Source organism: Streptomyces speibonae, from assembly GCF_984686075.1.
On sequence record NZ_OZ480260.1, the window covers coordinates 1,885,784 to 1,901,737 of the forward strand.

The window sequence follows — 15,954 nt, forward strand, 5'->3', positions numbered from 1 at the left end:
GGACCGGGTGACGGAACGGCAGATTCCGGAAGAGTATCTGGAGGGCTATCCCCGCATTCTCGCCGAGGTGGCGGCGACGGGCCGACGCCTCACCCGGGACGAGATCGCCTCACGGCGGGTCCTGGGGGAACGGGCCGCGGAGGCGGGTTTCAATCTGCGCTCCCTCGTCAGCGCGCATCTGTCCGCGGCGCGCGGCGCGTGGCCGCCCGGCGAGGATTCGGCGGACGACGCGCTCGCGGCCGTCCAGCAGGTCGTGGACGCGTTCGCCGAGGGCTACGAGCGCGCACAGCGGCTGGCGGTGCGTCAGGAGGAGGCGGCCCGGCGGGAGTTCATCGACGACCTGCTCTACGGCCGCAGCGACCTGGGCCGGCTCGCCGAACGCGCCGAGCGCTTCGGTCTACGGCTGTCCCACGAACACGCGGTCGCCGTCGCGCAGGGGCCGGCCGCCTACGACGAGGGCGACCCGGTGCCGCGGCAGGTGGAGCAGGCGCTGATAGCCCGCTTCAACGACCGCAGCATCCTGCTCACCACGAAGGACGGCCGGCTGCTGTGCATCGCGCCGGGGCATCAGAAGGAGGTGCTGACCTACTTCGCCAAGCAGGCGCACGCCGCCACCGACGGCGGCCAGGTCGCCATCGGCCGCCCGCAGTCCGGGCCGGGCGGGGTCGTCCAGTCGTACGAGGAGGCCCTGAGCTCCCTGGAGATCGCCGAGCGGCTGGGGCTGGACGACCCGGTGCTGCGCGCCGCCGATCTGCTCGTCTACCCGGTGCTCGCCCGCGACCGCCAGGCCATGTCCGACCTGGTGCACAACACCCTGGGCCCGCTGTCCACGGCCCGGGGCGGCGCCCAGCCCCTGATCGACACGCTCACCGCCTACTTCGACTCCGGCTGCGTGGCCGCGGAGGCGGCCCGGCGCCTCTCCCTGAGCGTGCGTGCGCTGACGTACCGCCTGGAACGCATCAGCAAACTCACCGGCGCGAACCCTGCCGACCCGGCCCACCGCTACATGCTCCAGACAGCGGTGATCGGCGCCCGCCTCCTGGACTGGCCGAACAGCGACGCGTAGCGCCTGGCCGGCAGGCAGGACCCCGATGATCAGCACGCGCCTGCCGGACCGCCCGGGCGGCGACGCGTAGAGCCTCGCCGACAGGCGGGCAAGGCCGTCACCGGACGCCGACGACCGGCACGCGGCTGCCGGACCACCCGGGCGACAACGCACAGACGGGCACTTCGACACCCCGCCACGCGGCCAGCTCCCGCAACGCCCCGGCCCACAACAACCTCGCCCGGACACAAGGCACCGATGACCGGCATCAGGCCGCCGGACCTGCCGGGAGGCGACACGTGAGCCGTCGGCCCGCGCGCCGGGCCGCCGCCAGGGGCTCCCGCCTCGCCGGCCGGCGAGGGACTCGGCGTCCCGCCACGCCACCAGCTCATCCCGGCGACCGCGGCACAGGGCGACGCCCCCACCGGGCGGCGCGGCTGCCCGACCGCGCCGGACGGTGGCGCGTGTGCCGTCGCCGGCAGGCGCGGAAACTCGGCGGTTCGCCGTATGGTCGGCTCGGCCGGGGGCCGACCCGGGCACGGGCGGCGGTGGTCGGCGCGCGGCTGCCCGGCCGGGCCCGACAGTGACGCGTATGCCGTCGTCCGCAGATGCGGGAACCCGGCGGTTCGCCGTGCGGTCGGGGCGGTCAGGGGGACCTGGGTACAGGGGCGTCGCCGGGTGGGGGGCGTCAGGGTGGGGTGGGGTCGGTGGGCAGGAGCTCTCGGTGCAGGGACTCGGGGGGCAGTGCCAGTACTCGGGGGATCTCCGTGTTCCAGTGCGTGGCCAGGTCGTTCAGGGTGGCGGCGAAAGAGCGCTGGGGGCGGCCTCGGACGAGGGTCAGGGCGATGGCCGCCACCGGGCGGTACAGACGGCGGCCGCGGATGCGGACCGTGACCGTCACGCGCCAGTGGCCCTCGAGGCCGCCGGGCGCGGGGACCGCCCGCAGTTCCGCCCGCCCCGCGCCGCACTCCACGCGCGCCCACAGCGGTGCCGTGCGCCCCCGGCGGCCCGAGTCCGCCGCCGTCCACCAGTCGTCGCAGCGCAGCCGCGCCGCACCGCTCACCCGGGACAGGGCGGACCACACGCCCGCCACCCGCGCCCGCCCGTCGATCTCGACCAGGCGCGGACGGTCCGGCCGGCGCAGCAGACCCCGTCCCTCGACCTCCGCGTCCGGCGCCGACACCGCGAGCGCCAGCCGCAGCGCGCGCCGGCGGTGCCACTCCTCCACCCCGACCCGCACCGTCTCCCGCGCGTCCCCGGTGCTCTCGTACACGGCCCCGGGGTGGAGATGGCGCCCCTCGGCGAGCCGTACGTCCGGCACGGTCCGCCCGTCCGGCAGCAGCACCCGCCCCGCCTCCGCACGGCTGCCCTCCGCCAGGTCGAGCAGGACGGCGAGGGCGTCGGCGAGCCAGGGAAGCGGGACGGGTGCGAGGGACACCGTGTGACGGAGAACGGCCATGGGGCCAGCCTGGCGAACCGGCCGCGGGCGGGTCCATGCCCGGCGACGGCAGGAACGGCGCGGTCGCCCTTCCGGCCCACGGCAACGGGTGGGCAGGAAGGGCGCCGGTCAGTCCTGGACCAGGGTGATGTCCCGGTGCTCGACGGCGTGGGTGACGGGCAGCAGCAGGATGCCGCCGGGGCGCAGCTCCATGACCGTGGCCTCGACGTGCGCCGAGCCGGCCTTCAGGGTCGCGCCCTGCACATGGCCGGAGTTCACCCAGCGGTGCTCCTTGCCGTCGCACACCGCGCGGGTGCCCCCGATCGGGTAGCGCTTCCCGGGCTCGGCCGCCTGGCTGATCGAGGAGGCGACGAAGACCTCTCCGGTGGCGGCGGTGCAGCGGTAGGTGCCGGAGAGGGTGACGCCGTAGGAGTCGACCCGTCCCTCCGCATCGACCGTCACGGACTCCTCGGGCGCGGCCTGCGCGGTCGCGGAGGGGGCTGCCGCGGCGGTGCCGAGCAGCAGGAGCGCGGCACCGGCCGCCGCGCCGAGGTAGGGACGTACAGGCACGGGGAAACCTCCACAGGTGAGGGGAAGGGGGCGTTTCACCCCTACCCGGCCAGGGGGTGCGCGGCCACGCCTCGTCACCCCTTCGGCGGCGGAAGGCATCGGCTGTCGGGGAACCGTCCCGGGATTGTCCTGGAGCTGTCACGTTCCACGACGGGCCGTTCCGGTGCGTCGGCGGACGGAGGATGGTCGTGCGTACGACCCATTCGGATCGTCACCGATGTGGAGGTGCGCCATGTGTGCCCACCAGCCTTCCTGCCCCCGGACCGAGTCCCGCGTCCCGCACGTCGTGGCCGCCCACCCCGAGCAGGGGTGGAGCCTGCTGTGCGACGGCGTGATCGTCTTCGACGACACCGGCGAGCTGCTCCCCGACGGCCGGGTGGTCGCCCCGCACCGGCTCCCCGCCGAGAGCCTCGCGGTCGCCGCCTAACACCGTCCGCGGCACCGGCCGCGCCCGCCGCCCGGCGCGCGCCGCTCAGCGCCCGCCACCCGGCGCCCGCCGCTCATCCCTCCGCGACGAACCACCGCAGCAGGGAGGCCAGCCGCTCCGGCCGGTCCTCGGCGATCAGCGTCCGGGTCCTCTTCAGCTCCACCAGCCTGCCCCGGGGCAGCAGTTCGGCCAGCAGGCGGCCGTGCTCGCGGGGCATCATCCGGTCCTCGGCCGCCCAGACCACCAGCGCGGGCCGGTCGAAGTACCGCAGCCCCTGAGCGGCCTCGAGCAGTTCGGACCGCCGCACATGGGTGCCGTAGTGCCGGAAATCCCGCCGGATCGCCGGTTCGGTGCGCAGCGGCCGCAGCCACCGCTCGACGATCTCGTCCGGCACCGGGCGCAGGGTGAGCGCGCCGAAGCCGACCGGCAGTCCGCGCAGGGGTTTCAGGCCCAGGGCGCGCACCATGAGCGGGACGCCGCCGGGGATCCGGCAGGCCGCGGTGATCATTTTCCCGGGCAGGCCCGGCGGATAGTTGTCGAAGGCCTCGCAGGAGATCAGCACCAGCCGGGCCAGCCGCTCGGGATGCCGGGCCGCGACCGTCTGGGCGCGTCCGCAGTCGCTCTCGACCAGGGTGACGTCCCGCAGGTCGAGCCGGTCGAGGAACTCCACGATCAGCTCGTTGACCAGGTCGGGCGTGGGCGGCCGGGACATCGGCCTGCGGTGCGCGCCGTACGGCAGGGTGGGCGCGATCAGCCGGTGGCCGGGGCGCAGCACGGCGATGACCTTCCGCCAGACGGAGGAGTCGTGCAGGAGTCCGTGCAGCAGCACGACGACCGGCCCCTCGCCCCCGGTGTCCTCGTACTCGATCGTGCCCGCGCTCAGTGCGATCTCCGGCATGACGCCAGGCTAGATGTGTCCGCACGGCACGGCGCGGCGCGGGCCGTCACCCGCTCAGGGCAGCACCGCGAAGCCGTCGAGTTCCACCAGGGCCTCCTCGTCCCACAGGCGGACCACTTCGACGACCGCCATCGCCGGGTAGTCGCGTCCGGCCAGTTCCCGCCATGCCGTCCCGATCTCCCGGGCGTGGGTGCGGTACGCGGCGACGTCGGTGGCGTACACGGTGACGCGGGCCAGGTCGGCGGGGGTGCCGCCGGCGGCACGCAGGGCGGCGAGCAGGTTGGTCAGGGCCCGGCTGAACTGTTCGGGCAGGGTGTCGCCGACGACCTTGCCGCCGGGGTCGAGCGCGGTCTGGCCGGCCAGGAACACCAGCCGGGAGCCGGTGGCGACGACGGCGTGCGAGAAGCCGGCCGGCGGGGAGAGTTCGGGCGGATTGACGCGCTCGGCGGTCACCGGACCTCCAGGTTCTTGTACGACTCCTTGGCGATGATGCCCCGCTGCACCTCGCTGGCCCCCTCGTAGATGCGGGGCGCGCGGACCTCCCGGTAGAGGTGTTCGAGCAGGTGCCCGCGTTGCAGGGCCCGCGCGCCGTGCAGTTGGACGGCGCGGTCGACGACGTACTGCGCGGTCTCGGTGGCGAGCAGTTTCGCCATCGCCGAGCGCCGGGGGACGTCGGCGGCGCCCGCGTCGTACGCCGTGGCCGCCGCGTACACCATCAGGCGGGCCGCCTCCGTGCGCAGGGCCATCTCGGCGACCTGGTGGGCGACGGACTGCAGGTCCTTCAGCTTGCCGCCGAAGGCGTCCCGCCGGGCGGTGTGGCGCAGGGTGGCGTCCAGGGCGGCCTGGGCCATGCCGACCGCGAAGGCGCCGACGCTGGGCCGGAACAGGTTGAGGGTGTCCATGGCGACCCGGAAGCCGCCGTCGGGCTCGCCGAGCACGTCGTCGGCGGTCACCGGTACGGCGTCGAACCGGAGCGCGCCGATGGGGTGCGGGGAGATCATGTCGAGGCGGCTGCCGGTGAGGCCGGGACGGTCGGCGGGGACCAGGAAGGCGGTCACGCCGCGGGCGCCGGCACCGGGGGTGGTGCGGGCGAAGACGGTGCAGAAGTCGGCGTCGGGGGCGTTGGAGATCCAGCGCTTGTCGCCGGTGAGCCGCCAGGCGCCGGGCCCGTCGGGGTGCGCGGTGAGCGACAGGGCCGCCGCGTCGGAGCCTGCGCCCGGCTCGCTCAGCGCGAACGCCGCGACGACGCTGCCGTCGCTCACCCCGGGCAGCCAGCGCTCACGCTGGGCGGGGGTGCCGTGGGCGTGCACCGGGTGGGCGCCCAGGCCCTGGAGGGCGAGCGCGGTCTCCGCCTCGGTGCAGGCCTGGGCGAGGGACTCGCGCATCAGGCACAGCTCGAGCGCGCCCGAGGTGAACAGGCGGGACAGCAGTCCGAGGGAGCCCAGTTCGGCGACCAGGGCGCGGTCGACCCGCCCGGGTTCGCTCTTCTCCGCGAGCGGGCGCAGCCGCTGGGCCGCCAGCGCGCGCAGCTCGGCACACCAGGCGACTTGTGCCGGTTCGAGCGAGAATGCGGTCATCGCCGGTCCTTCCCTCGCGGCTGGGCCGCTCCGAGGTTATCGCGGACCATTGACTGTCGTCACCAACACGCTACGCTCCCCGTGCGAGCCCACCACGCCAAGGGGGCGAACCGCCATGAATCCACGGGCCACCGCGCACGTCGACACCTTCGCCCGCGACCATCTCCCGCCACCCGACGAGTGGCCGGAGCTCCGCTTCGACCTGCCGGAGCTGCGCTACCCCGAGCGGCTGAACTGCGCCGCCGAACTGCTGCACGGCCCGCCCGACGACCGCCCGGTGTTCCGCACCCCCGACGGCGCGTCCTGGACGTACGGCGAACTGCGGGCGCGGGTGGACCGGCTCGCGCACCTGCTCACCGGCGACCTCGGGGTCGTCCCCGGCAACCGGGTGCTGCTGCGCGGGCCCACCACGCCGTGGCTGGCCGCGTGCTGGCTGGCGGTGCTGAAGGCGGGCGCGGTCGCCGTCACCGTGCTGGCCCAGCAGCGCGCGCACGAGCTGAGCACCATCTGCTCGATCGCCGAGGTGCGCCACGCGCTGTGCGACGTGCGATCCGTGGACGACCTGGCCAAGGCCGAGGTCCCGGGCCTGCGGATCGCCACGTACGGCGGCGACACACCGGACGACCTGCTGCGCCGCCCGGCGCCCGGTACCCCGTACGAGGCGGTGCCGACCGCCGCCGACGACGTCGCGCTGATCGCCTTCACCTCCGGCACCACCGGACGGCCCAAGGGCTGCATGCACTTCCACCGCGACGTGCTGGCGATCGCGGACACCTTCTCCCGGCACGTGCTCAGGCCGGTCCCGGACGACGTCTTCGCCGGCAGCCCCCCGCTCGGCTTCACCTTCGGCCTGGGCGGACTCGTGGTGTTCCCGATGCGGGCCGGCGCGAGTGCCCTGCTGCTCGAACAGGCGCACCCCGAGCAGTTGCTTGCGGCGGTCGCCGAGCACCGGGTGTCGGTGCTGTTCACCGCGCCCACCGCCTACCGGGCGATGCTCGGCGCGGCGGCCCCCCGCGACCTGTCCTCGCTGCGCCGGTGCGTCTCGGCGGGCGAGAACCTGCCGGCCGCCACCTGGAACGCCTGGTACGAACGCACCGGCCTGCGCATCATCAACGGCATCGGCGCGACCGAACTGCTGCACATCTTCGTCTCGGCCGCCGACGAGGACATCAGGCCGGGGGCGACCGGGGTGCCGGTGCCCGGCTGGCAGGCGCGCGTGCAGGACGCGGACGGCGCCCCCGTGCCGGACGGGGAGCCCGGCCTGCTCGCGGTGCGCGGCCCGGTCGGCTGCCGCTATCTCGCCGACCCGCGCCAGCGGGACTACGTACGCGGCGGCTGGAACATCACCGGTGACACCTACGTCCGCGACCCCGACGGCTACTTCCGGTACGTGGCCCGCGCCGACGACATGATCATCTCGGCCGGGTACAACATCGCCGGACCCGAGGTGGAGGACGCCCTGCTGCGCCACCCCGACGTCGTCGAGGCGGCCGTGGTGGGGCGGCCCGACGAGGCACGCGGCCAGGTGGTGGTGGCGTACACGGTGGTCAAGGAGGGCGCCGAGCGCGACGCGGAGGCCCTGCGCGCCTTCGTGAAGGAGGAACTCGCCCCGTACAAGTGCCCCCGCGAGATCGTCTTCATGGACGCGCTGCCGCGTACCGCCACCGGCAAGCTCCAGCGCTTCCGGCTGCGCACTTCCGCCGGTACAAGGGATGACCAGGGCTGATGCGGGGGAACGGCACCCGCCGGCACGACCTAAGATGATCAACGTGTCCGACCAGCATGCTCCACGGTCTCTCATCGTCACGCTCTACGGCGCCTACGGCCGCTTCGCGCCGGGCCCGGTGCCCGTCGCCGAACTGATCCGGCTGCTGGCCGCGGTCGGCGTGGACGCCCCGTCCGTGCGTTCCTCGGTGTCCCGGCTCAAACGGCGCGGGCTGCTCGTCCCCGCGCGCACCGCGCGGGGTGCCGCCGGGTACGAACTGTCCCCGGACGCACGCCAGTTGCTGGAGGACGGCGACCGGCGCATCTACGCCACCGCCCCCCACCGGGACGAGGGCTGGGTGCTCGCCGTGTTCTCCGTGCCGGAGTCCGAGCGGCAGAAGCGGCATGTGCTGCGCTCCCGGCTGTCCGGCCTCGGCTTCGGCACGGCGGCACCGGGCGTGTGGATCGCGCCCGCGCGGCTGTACGAGGAGACCCGGCACACGCTGGAGCGGCTGCGGCTCGACGGGTACGTCGACCTCTTCCGCGGTGAGCACCTCGGCTTCGCGCCCACCGCGGACGCGGTCGCACGCTGGTGGGACCTGGCCGGGATCGCCAAGCAGCACGAGGCGTTCCTGGACCGGCACGGGCCCGTGCTGCGCTCCTGGCAGGAGCGGTCCGACACCCCGCCCGAGGAGGCCTACCGCGACTACCTGCTCGCCCTGGACTCCTGGCGCCACCTGCCCTACACCGACCCGGGCCTGCCCGCCGCCCTGCTCCCCCGGGACTGGCCCGGTACGCGCTCCGCGGCCGTCTTCCACGCGTTGCACGAGCGACTCCGCGACGCGGGCGCCCGCTACGCGGCCCTGGAGTCCCGCTGACCCGGACACCCCGCCCGAGTGTCATGCGTCACACTTCCCATGATTCAGGGAACCTTTAAAGTCTCCCTTCCCTCTTCTCATCATTCTCATCTACGGTCGGTCCGCATGAGTCTCCTGCGCAATGTGAACCGGGCCCTGACCGTCACCACCGGCCTCCAGGTGCGGCGGGCTCCCCGTACGGCCTCCCCCCGGCCGGCCGTGAACCCCGCCGAGCGCCCGGCGGGCCCGTACCACCGCCCGTCGGCCGGGGAGCTGGCGACCGAACGGTTGCTGCGGCAACCGGTCTTCATCATCTCCTCCATCCGCTCCGGCTCCACGCTGCTGCGCATGATGCTCGGCGCCCACTCCCGGCTGCACGCCCCGCACGAACTGCACCTGGGCGCGATCGACGTCACCTGCGCCAACTGGTTCTCCGAACGCGCCATGAAGGCCCTCGGCCTGGGCCGCGGCGACCTGGAACACCTGCTGTGGGACCGCATCATGCACCGCGAACTGGTCACATCGGGCAAGGAGTTCGTCGTCGAGAAGACGCCGGCCAACGTCTACATGCACCGGCGGATCCGGGACTGCTGGCCCGACGCCCGGTTCGTCTTCCTGCTGCGCCACCCGGAGTCCGTCGCCCGTTCGTGGCACGAGAGCGACCCCGTCAAGCGCCCGTACGACAAGGCCGTGACCGACGTGCTGCGCTACCTGGACGCCGTCGAGAAGGCGCGCGCCGCCTGGGAGGACGGCTGCACCGTGCGCTACGAGGACATCACCGCCGACCCCGAGCGGGAGATGCGCCGGCTGTGCGCGTTCCTCGGCATCGACTACGAGCCGGCCATGCTCGAGTACGGCACGAAGAGCGGCGGCGAACTCGTCCGGGGGCTCGGCGACTGGCGCGACAACATCCGGACCGGCACGGTGCAGCCGGGCCGTCCGCTGCCCCGGCGGGAGGAGATCTGCGAACGGCTGCGCCCGACCTGCGAGGCCTGGGGCTATCCGGCCTGAGCGGGTCGGTCGCCCAGGGTGAGGCGGGGCTTGGGCGCGTCGGTGCGCCCGGTCTGCGGGCGGCGGCTGCCCGCGCGGTACTGCGGCGGCCAGACGACGCCCGGCCCCTCGTAGCCCTGCTCGGCCGCCGCGTGCAGGGTCCAGTGCGGGTCGTAGAGGTGCGGCCGGGCCAGCGCGCACAGGTCCGTACGCCCGGCGAGGAGCAGGGAGTTGACGTCGTCCCACGAGGAGATCGCCCCGACCGCGATCACCGGGACGCCGGCCTCGTTGCGCACCCGGTCGGCGAACGGGGTCTGGTACGAGCGGCCGTACTCCGGCCGCTCGTCGGCCACCACCTGCCCCGTCGACACGTCGATCGCGTCGGCGCCGTGCGCGGCGAAGGCGCGGGCGACCTCGACCGCGTCCTCGGCGGTCATGCCGCCCTCGGCCCAGTCGGTGGCGGAGATGCGGACGGTCATCGGCCGGTCCCCGGGCCACACCGCGCGCACGGCGTCGAAGACCTCCAGCGGGAAGCGCAGCCGCTTCTCCGGTGAGCCCCCGTAGGCGTCGGTGCGGCGGTTGGTCAGCGGGGAGAGGAAACCGGAGAGCAGATAGCCGTGGGCGCAGTGCAGTTCCAGCAGGTCGAAACCGGCCCGCGCGGCCCGCAGGGCGGCGGCCGTGAACTGCTCCCTGAGGTCGGTGAGCTGGGCCCGGCTCAGCTCCCGGGGCACCTGGCTGCCCGGCTTGTACGGCAGCGGGGACGCGGCGACGAGCGGCCAGTTGCCGTCGTCGAGCGGCTCGTCCATGCCCTCCCACATCAGCTTGGTCGAGCCCTTGCGCCCGCTGTGGCCGAGCTGCACGCCGATCGCGGTGCCGGGCGCCTGGGCGTGCACGAAGTCGGTGATCCGCCGCCACGCCTCGGCCTGCCGGCCGGTGTACAGGCCCGCGCAGCCGGGGGTGATGCGGCCCTGCGGGCTGACGCACACCATCTCGGTCATCACCAGTCCGGCGCCGCCGAGGGCGCGGGCGCCCAGGTGGACGAGGTGGAAGTCACCGGGCACGCCGTCGGCCGCCGAGTACATGTCCATGGGAGAGACGACGACCCGGTTGCGCAGGGTCAGACCGCGCAGCCGGAACGGCGTGAACATCGGCGGCGTGCCGGGCGGGCAGCCGAAGGCGCGCTCCACCGATCCGGTGAAGCGGGCGTCGCGCAGCCGCAGGTTGTCATGGGTGACGCGCCTGCTGCGGGTCAGCAGGTTGAAGGCGAACTGGCGGGGCGGCTGGGAGAGGTACACGGACAGGTTCTCGAACCATTCCAGGCTGGCCCGGGCGGCGCGCTGGGTGGAGGCGACGACGGGCCGGCGCTCGGCCTCGTACGCGCTCAGCGCGTCGTCGAGGGCGGGCTGCTCGCGCAGGCAGGCGGCGAGCGCCAGCGCGTCCTCCACGGCGAGCTTGGTGCCGGAGCCGATGGAGAAGTGCGCGGTGTGCGCGGCGTCGCCGAGGAGGACGGTGTTGCCGTGCGACCAGCGCTCGTTGACGACCGTGCGGAAGGTGGTCCACGCCGAGTTGTTGCCCCGCAGCGGCCGTCCGCCGAGCGCCTCGGCGAAGATCTTGGCGCAGCGCGCGAGGGACTCGTCCGTGTCGAGCTCGTCGAATCCGGCGGCGTGCCAGACCTCTTCGCGCATCTCGACGATCACGGTGGAGGCGCATGGGCTCTGCGGCCCGGAGGGCCTCGTTGAGGGGTGGTGGCCGGGCGACGGGCGGGCGAAGGGGTAGCCGTGCAGCTGCATCACGCCGTGCTCGGTCTCGGCGATCTCGAACCGGAAGGCGTCGAAGGCGAAGTCGGCGGCCAGCCAGATGTAGCGGCAGCGGTGTGCGGTGATCCGGGGCCGGAAGACGTCCGCGAAGGCCTCGCGGGTGGTGCTGTTGACGCCGTCGGCGGCCACGACGAGGTCGTGGGTGGCGGCCAGGCGGGCCGGGTCGGGGGCCGGGGAGCGGAAGCGCAGGTCGACGCCGAGGGCGCGGCAGCGGTCGTGCAGGATCTGAAGGAGGCGGCGGCGCTCGAGCGCGGCGAAGGCGTGCCCCGTGGAGGTGTGGCGGGTGCCGCGGTGGACGATGTCGATGTCGTCCCAGCGGACGAAGTCGCGTTGCAGGGCCGCGTAGACCTGCGGGTCGGCGTGCTCGATCCCGCCGAGGGTCTCGTCGGAGAGGACGACGCCGAAGCCGAAGGTGTCGTCCGGGGCGTTGCGTTCCCAGAGGGTGATCTGCCGACCGGGGTCCAGCCGCTTGAGCAGCGCCGCGGTGTAGAGGCCGCCGGGGCCTCCGCCGATGATCGCGACGCGCTGCCCCCGGGGGTGTGCGGTGCCGTGCGTCATCGGGTCACCGTCCCTGCCACTTCGCAGGACGCTTCTCGGTGAAGGCCGCGTGGAACTCGGCGTAGTCCTCGCCGGTCATCAGCAGGGCCTGGGTCGACGCGTCGAGTTCGACCGCCGCCGACAGGGGCATGTCCAGTTCGGCCGTGAGCAGCGCCTTGGTCTGGGCGTGGGCGAGGGCGGGGCCGTCGGCGAGGCGGCGGGCCAGGCTCCGGGCGGCCTCGTCGGCGCCGCCCTCGTCCGTGAGAGTGCTGATCAGGCCGATCCGCTCGGCCTCCGGGGCGCGCACCGGCTCGCCCAGCATCAGCAGCCGCGTCGCGTGGCCCAGGCCGACGACCCGCGGCAGCAGGTACGCGGCGCCCATGTCGCCGCCGGAGAGGCCGACCCGGGTGAAGAGGAAGGCGAAGCGGGCGCTGGGGTCGGCGACGCGGAAGTCGGCGGCCAGGGCGAGGACCGCGCCGGCGCCGGCCGCCACGCCGTGCACCGCGGCGATCACCGGGAACGGGCACTCCCGTACGGCGCGCACCACCTGGCCGGTCATGCGGTTGAAGTCGAGCAGCTGGGCGGTGTCCATGGCGAGGGTCGCGCCGATGATCTCGTCGACGTCGCCCCCGGAGCAGAAGCCGCGTCCCTCGCCGGCCAGCACCAGGGCCCGCACCGCGCGCTCCCGGGACAGCTCGGCGAGCAGGTCGCGCAGGTCGGCGTAGGCGCCGAAGGTGAGCGCGTTGAGCTTGTCGGGGCGGGCGAGGGTGACGGTCGCGACGCCGTCGTCGAGGTCGACGCGCAGATGCTCCCAGCGGCCGGTGCGGGCGGCGGAGCCGGTGAAGGGACTCATGAGGGCGGCCTCCTCGGGCGGGCGCGGCGCTGCTCACTGACCTCGGTCCTCCCGAAGTTATCACCGATCGGTGACTGTCGTCACGAGCACGCGATACACCGTTCGGGGGCCGTCACTTCCGTCACGGCTTGTCGACACACCGGTAACGGTGGGATCAGGCGTGCGAGGCGGGGCGCCGGCATGGGTAGGCCGTCCGTTGCCGGGGCCGGACGCCCCGGCCGGCGCCCGGCCAGTACACCGGGACCGGCCCCCGCGAAGGGCGGCACCGGGTGCGCCGTACCATGACGGCTGAACACAGGAGCGCCCGCTCCATGAACGGACCCGCTGTGCACGAACCCTCCGCCGCTTCCACCTCCTGGCGCGTCGCGCTGCCGCACACCACTGCCGCAGTGCCCGTGGCGCGTGCACTGGTCCGTACGGCGCTGGCCGAGCGCAAGCACTCCGCCGACAGCGACACGGCGGAGCTGCTGACGGCGGAGCTGGTGGCCAACGCGGTGGAGCACACCTCGGGGAGCACCCCGATAGAGCTGGTGGTGCGGCTGCTGCCGGCCGGGTTCCATGTCGAGGTGCACGACACCGACCCGGCGCCGCCCGGCGACCTCACCCGCCCGGTGATCGGCCTGCCCGCCCCCTGGCAGGAGCACGGGCGCGGGCTGCTGCTGATCCGCTCGCTGAGTTCGTCCTGCGGTCACCGCCCCACCGAGTCCGGCAAGGCGGTGTGGTTCCGGCTGCCGGGGCAGCGGCGCCCGGTCTGAACGGGCCGCCTCAGGCGAGGGTGGCCACCAGGACCGCCTTGATCGTGTGCATACGGTTCTCCGCCTCGTCGAAGACCAGCGAGTGCGCGGACTCGAACACCTCGTCGGTCACCTCCAGCGACTCGAGGCCGTGCGCCTCGTGCACCTCGCGGCCGACCTGGGTGCCGAGGTCGTGGAAGGCGGGCAGGCAGTGCAGGAAGCCGACGTCCGGGTTGCCGGTGGCGCGCAGGACGTCCATGGTCACCGCGTACGGCGCGAGGGCGGCGATCCGCTCGGCCCAGACCTCCTTGGGCTCCCCCATGGAGACCCAGACGTCCGTGGCGACGAAGTCGGCGCCCGCGACGCCCTCGGCGATGTCCTCGGTGAGCGTGATGCGGGCCCCGCTCGACGCGGCGAGCTCGCGGGCCCGGTCGACGACCTCCTGGGCCGGCCAGTAGGTCTTCGGGGCGACGATGCGGACGTCCATGCCCAGCAGGGAGGCGGTGACGAGGTAGGAGTTGCCCATGTTGAAGCGGGCGTCACCGAGGTAGGCGAAGGCGGTCTCCGTGAGCGGCTTGGCGGTGTGCTCGGTCATGGTGAGCACGTCGGCGAGCATCTGGGTGGGGTGCCAGTCGTCGGTGAGCCCGTTGTAGACGGGGACGCCCGCGTACCGGGCCAGCTCCTCCACCTTGGCCTGGCTGTCCCCGCGGTACTCGATGCCGTCGTACATCCGGCCCAGCACCCGGGCGGTGTCCTTCACGGACTCCTTGTGCCCCATCTGCGAGCCGGACGGGTCGAGGTACGTGGTCGAGGCGCCCTGGTCGGCGGCCGCGACCTCGAACGCGCAGCGGGTGCGCGTCGAGGTCTTCTCGAAGATCAGCGCGATGTTCCTGCCCTGCAGGTACCGGCGCTCCGCCCCGGCCCGCTTGGCCGCCTTCAGCTCGGCGGCCAGCTCCAGCAGGCCGCGGAACTCCTCCGCGGTGAAGTCCGCCTCCTTGAGGAAGTGGCGGCCGGCGAGGGCGGTCGGGACAGTCGCCATGGGGTGCTCCAGGGATGGGGGACACGAACGTCTGGAAGTGTATACGAGAACTCGTATTTATATACGACGTTGTCAGACGGCGTCTCGCTCCACGGGACAGCTCATGCAGCGCGGGCCGCCCCTGCCCCGGCCCAGCTCGCTGCCGGGGATCTCTATCACCTCGATGCCCTGCTTGCGCAGGTGCGTGTTGGTGGTGGAGTTCCGTTCGTAGGCGACGACCACGCCCGGTTCGACGGCCAGGACGTTGCAGCCGTCGTCCCACTGCTCGCGTTCCGCGCTGTGCACGTCCTGCGTGGCGGTGAGCACGCGGATCTCGCTGAGCCCGAGCGCGGCGGCGATCGCGCGGTGCATGTGCTCCGGCGGGTGGTCGGTGACCTTCAGCTCCTTGTCGTCGGAGCCGGGCTCGATGGTGTAGGAGCGGAGCATGCCGAGGCCGGCGTACTGGGTGAAGGTGTCGCCGTCGATCATCGTCATCACGGTGTCGAGGTGCATCAGGGCACGTCTCTTCGGCATGTCGAGCGCGATGATCGTACGGGCCGAACCGGCCGCGAACAGCTTGTGCGCGAGCATCTCCACGGCCTGCGGTGTGGTGCGCTCACTCATCCCGATCAGCACGGCGCCGTTGCCGATGACCAGCACGTCCCCGCCCTCGATGGTGGAGGGGTAGTCGGCCTGCCCCTCGGACCACAGGTGGAAGGTCTCCTGCCGGAACAGCGGGTGGTGCCGGTAGATCGCCTCGAAGTGCACGGTCTCGCGCTGCCGGGCGGGCCAGCGCATCGCGTTGATGGATACGCCGTCGTAGATCCAGGCGGAGGTGTCACGGGTGAAGAGGTGGTTGGGCAGCGGGCGCAGGAGGAAGTCGTCGAGCTCCATGACGTGGAAGCGCACGGAGGTCGGCTCCGGGTGGGTGTCCAGGAACTCCCGCTTGGTCATCCCGCCCACCAGGACCTCGGCGAGTTCGGGCGCCGGGAGCGTCTCGAACGCGGCGCGGAGGTGGTCCGTGGCCAGCGGGCCGTACTCCTTCTCGTCGAAGACCCGGTCCAGGACGAGCGCGCGGGCGGCGGGGAGCGCGAGCGTCTCGGCGAGCAGGTCGCCGAAGAGGTGCACGGTGACCCCGCGGTCGCGCAGGACGTCGGCGAACCCGTCGTGCTCGGCGCGCGCCCGGCGCACCCAGAGCACGTCGTCGAAGAGCAGGGCGTCCTTGTTGCTGGGGGTGAGCCTTTTGAGCTCGAGATCGGGCCGGTGCAGGATGACGCGGCGCAGCCGCCCGGCCTCGGAGTCGACGTGGTAGGTCATGCCTTCATCCTGACCACCCGAACGCGAATTCACCCCCTCTTCCCCACATCCACGCCACGCCCCCGGTCACGCGGCGCCGGAAAGCACCGGCCCCCGGCCTTCAGCACCGGCCGGACCCCGGTCCCCGCCCTCCGGCGCGCCGCCGCACGCCGCGATACGGGACACGACCGGT

The 15,954-nt window shown here is 73.6% G+C and carries 15 protein-coding genes; 6 read left to right on the plus strand and 9 right to left on the minus strand.

The window, feature by feature from the left end:
- The first annotated feature begins 7 nt into the window (after positions 1 to 7).
- A complete protein-coding gene (locus AC5L3C_RS08305) occupies positions 8 to 1,066 on the plus strand; it encodes a PucR family transcriptional regulator (RefSeq protein ID WP_493648078.1) in 1,059 nt (352 codons plus the stop codon).
- Positions 1,067 to 1,733: 667 nt separating this feature from the next.
- On the opposite strand, the gene AC5L3C_RS08310 is transcribed toward AC5L3C_RS08305, so the two are convergent.
- Together AC5L3C_RS08310 and AC5L3C_RS08315 are read right to left on the minus strand one after the other, a co-directional pair.
- Positions 1,734 to 2,504 carry a hypothetical protein gene (locus tag AC5L3C_RS08310; RefSeq protein WP_493648080.1) on the minus strand — a complete coding sequence of 257 codons (771 nt, stop codon included), beginning with the start codon at positions 2,502 to 2,504 and terminating at the stop codon, positions 1,734 to 1,736.
- 108 nt (positions 2,505 to 2,612) lie between these two features.
- Positions 2,613 to 3,053 (minus strand): DUF6299 family protein, encoded by a 441-nt coding sequence (locus AC5L3C_RS08315; RefSeq protein WP_493648082.1) that lies wholly within the window; start codon positions 3,051 to 3,053, stop codon positions 2,613 to 2,615.
- A gap of 232 nt (positions 3,054 to 3,285) precedes the next feature.
- On the opposite strand from AC5L3C_RS08315, the gene AC5L3C_RS08320 reads away from it, so the two are divergent.
- On the plus strand, positions 3,286 to 3,480 hold the full coding sequence (locus AC5L3C_RS08320; protein ID WP_493648083.1) for a DUF5999 family protein: 195 nt from the start codon (positions 3,286 to 3,288) through the stop codon (positions 3,478 to 3,480).
- Positions 3,481 to 3,553: 73 nt separating this feature from the next.
- On the opposite strand, the gene AC5L3C_RS08325 is transcribed toward AC5L3C_RS08320, so the two are convergent.
- From AC5L3C_RS08325 to AC5L3C_RS08335, 3 genes are read right to left on the minus strand one after another with little or no spacing between them, the layout of a single operon-like run.
- Complete coding sequence (locus tag AC5L3C_RS08325) at positions 3,554 to 4,378, minus strand: alpha/beta fold hydrolase (RefSeq protein WP_493648085.1); 825 nt, start codon at positions 4,376 to 4,378, stop codon at positions 3,554 to 3,556.
- 54 nt (positions 4,379 to 4,432) lie between these two features.
- Positions 4,433 to 4,831, minus strand: coding sequence for a RidA family protein (locus tag AC5L3C_RS08330; protein WP_493648087.1), 399 nt, complete (start codon positions 4,829 to 4,831; stop codon positions 4,433 to 4,435).
- Entirely contained in the window at positions 4,828 to 5,955 is a 1,128-nt protein-coding gene (locus AC5L3C_RS08335; RefSeq protein WP_493648088.1) for an acyl-CoA dehydrogenase family protein, read from the minus strand. The genes AC5L3C_RS08330 and AC5L3C_RS08335 overlap by 4 nt, the downstream gene beginning before the upstream one ends.
- A 115-nt stretch (positions 5,956 to 6,070) precedes the next feature.
- On the opposite strand from AC5L3C_RS08335, the gene AC5L3C_RS08340 reads away from it, so the two are divergent.
- The 3 genes from AC5L3C_RS08340 (at position 6,071) to AC5L3C_RS08350 (ending at position 9,527) form a co-directional block, all read left to right on the plus strand.
- The gene (locus tag AC5L3C_RS08340; RefSeq protein ID WP_493648090.1) at positions 6,071 to 7,681 is read left to right on the plus strand and encodes an AMP-binding protein; all 1,611 of its coding nucleotides are present in this window, start codon (positions 6,071 to 6,073) and stop codon (positions 7,679 to 7,681) included.
- A 34-nt stretch (positions 7,682 to 7,715) separates the two neighbouring features.
- Entirely contained in the window at positions 7,716 to 8,537 is an 822-nt protein-coding gene (locus AC5L3C_RS08345; protein WP_493648092.1) for a PaaX family transcriptional regulator, read from the plus strand.
- 105 nt (positions 8,538 to 8,642) lie between these two features.
- On the plus strand, positions 8,643 to 9,527 hold the full coding sequence (locus AC5L3C_RS08350; RefSeq protein WP_493648093.1) for a sulfotransferase family protein: 885 nt from the start codon (positions 8,643 to 8,645) through the stop codon (positions 9,525 to 9,527).
- Here AC5L3C_RS08350 and AC5L3C_RS08355 read toward each other — a convergent pair.
- Both AC5L3C_RS08355 and AC5L3C_RS08360 read right to left on the minus strand, forming a co-directional pair.
- Positions 9,515 to 11,881 (minus strand): bifunctional salicylyl-CoA 5-hydroxylase/oxidoreductase, encoded by a 2,367-nt coding sequence (locus AC5L3C_RS08355; RefSeq protein ID WP_493648095.1) that lies wholly within the window; start codon positions 11,879 to 11,881, stop codon positions 9,515 to 9,517. The genes AC5L3C_RS08350 and AC5L3C_RS08355 overlap by 13 nt on opposite strands.
- A 4-nt stretch (positions 11,882 to 11,885) precedes the next feature.
- On the minus strand, positions 11,886 to 12,713 hold the full coding sequence (locus tag AC5L3C_RS08360) for an enoyl-CoA hydratase family protein (protein ID WP_493648097.1): 828 nt from the start codon (positions 12,711 to 12,713) through the stop codon (positions 11,886 to 11,888).
- A gap of 311 nt (positions 12,714 to 13,024) precedes the next feature.
- Between AC5L3C_RS08360 and AC5L3C_RS08365 the strand changes: the two genes are divergently transcribed.
- Positions 13,025 to 13,468, plus strand: coding sequence for an ATP-binding protein (locus AC5L3C_RS08365; protein ID WP_493648099.1), 444 nt, complete (start codon positions 13,025 to 13,027; stop codon positions 13,466 to 13,468).
- A 10-nt stretch (positions 13,469 to 13,478) separates the two neighbouring features.
- On the opposite strand, the gene argF is transcribed toward AC5L3C_RS08365, so the two are convergent.
- A complete protein-coding gene (gene argF / locus AC5L3C_RS08370) occupies positions 13,479 to 14,486 on the minus strand; it encodes an ornithine carbamoyltransferase (protein ID WP_493648101.1) in 1,008 nt (335 codons plus the stop codon).
- Between the two features lie 72 nt (positions 14,487 to 14,558).
- Complete coding sequence (locus AC5L3C_RS08375) at positions 14,559 to 15,782, minus strand: arginine deiminase (RefSeq protein WP_493648103.1); 1,224 nt, start codon at positions 15,780 to 15,782, stop codon at positions 14,559 to 14,561.
- Positions 15,783 to 15,954: the final 172 nt, after the last annotated feature.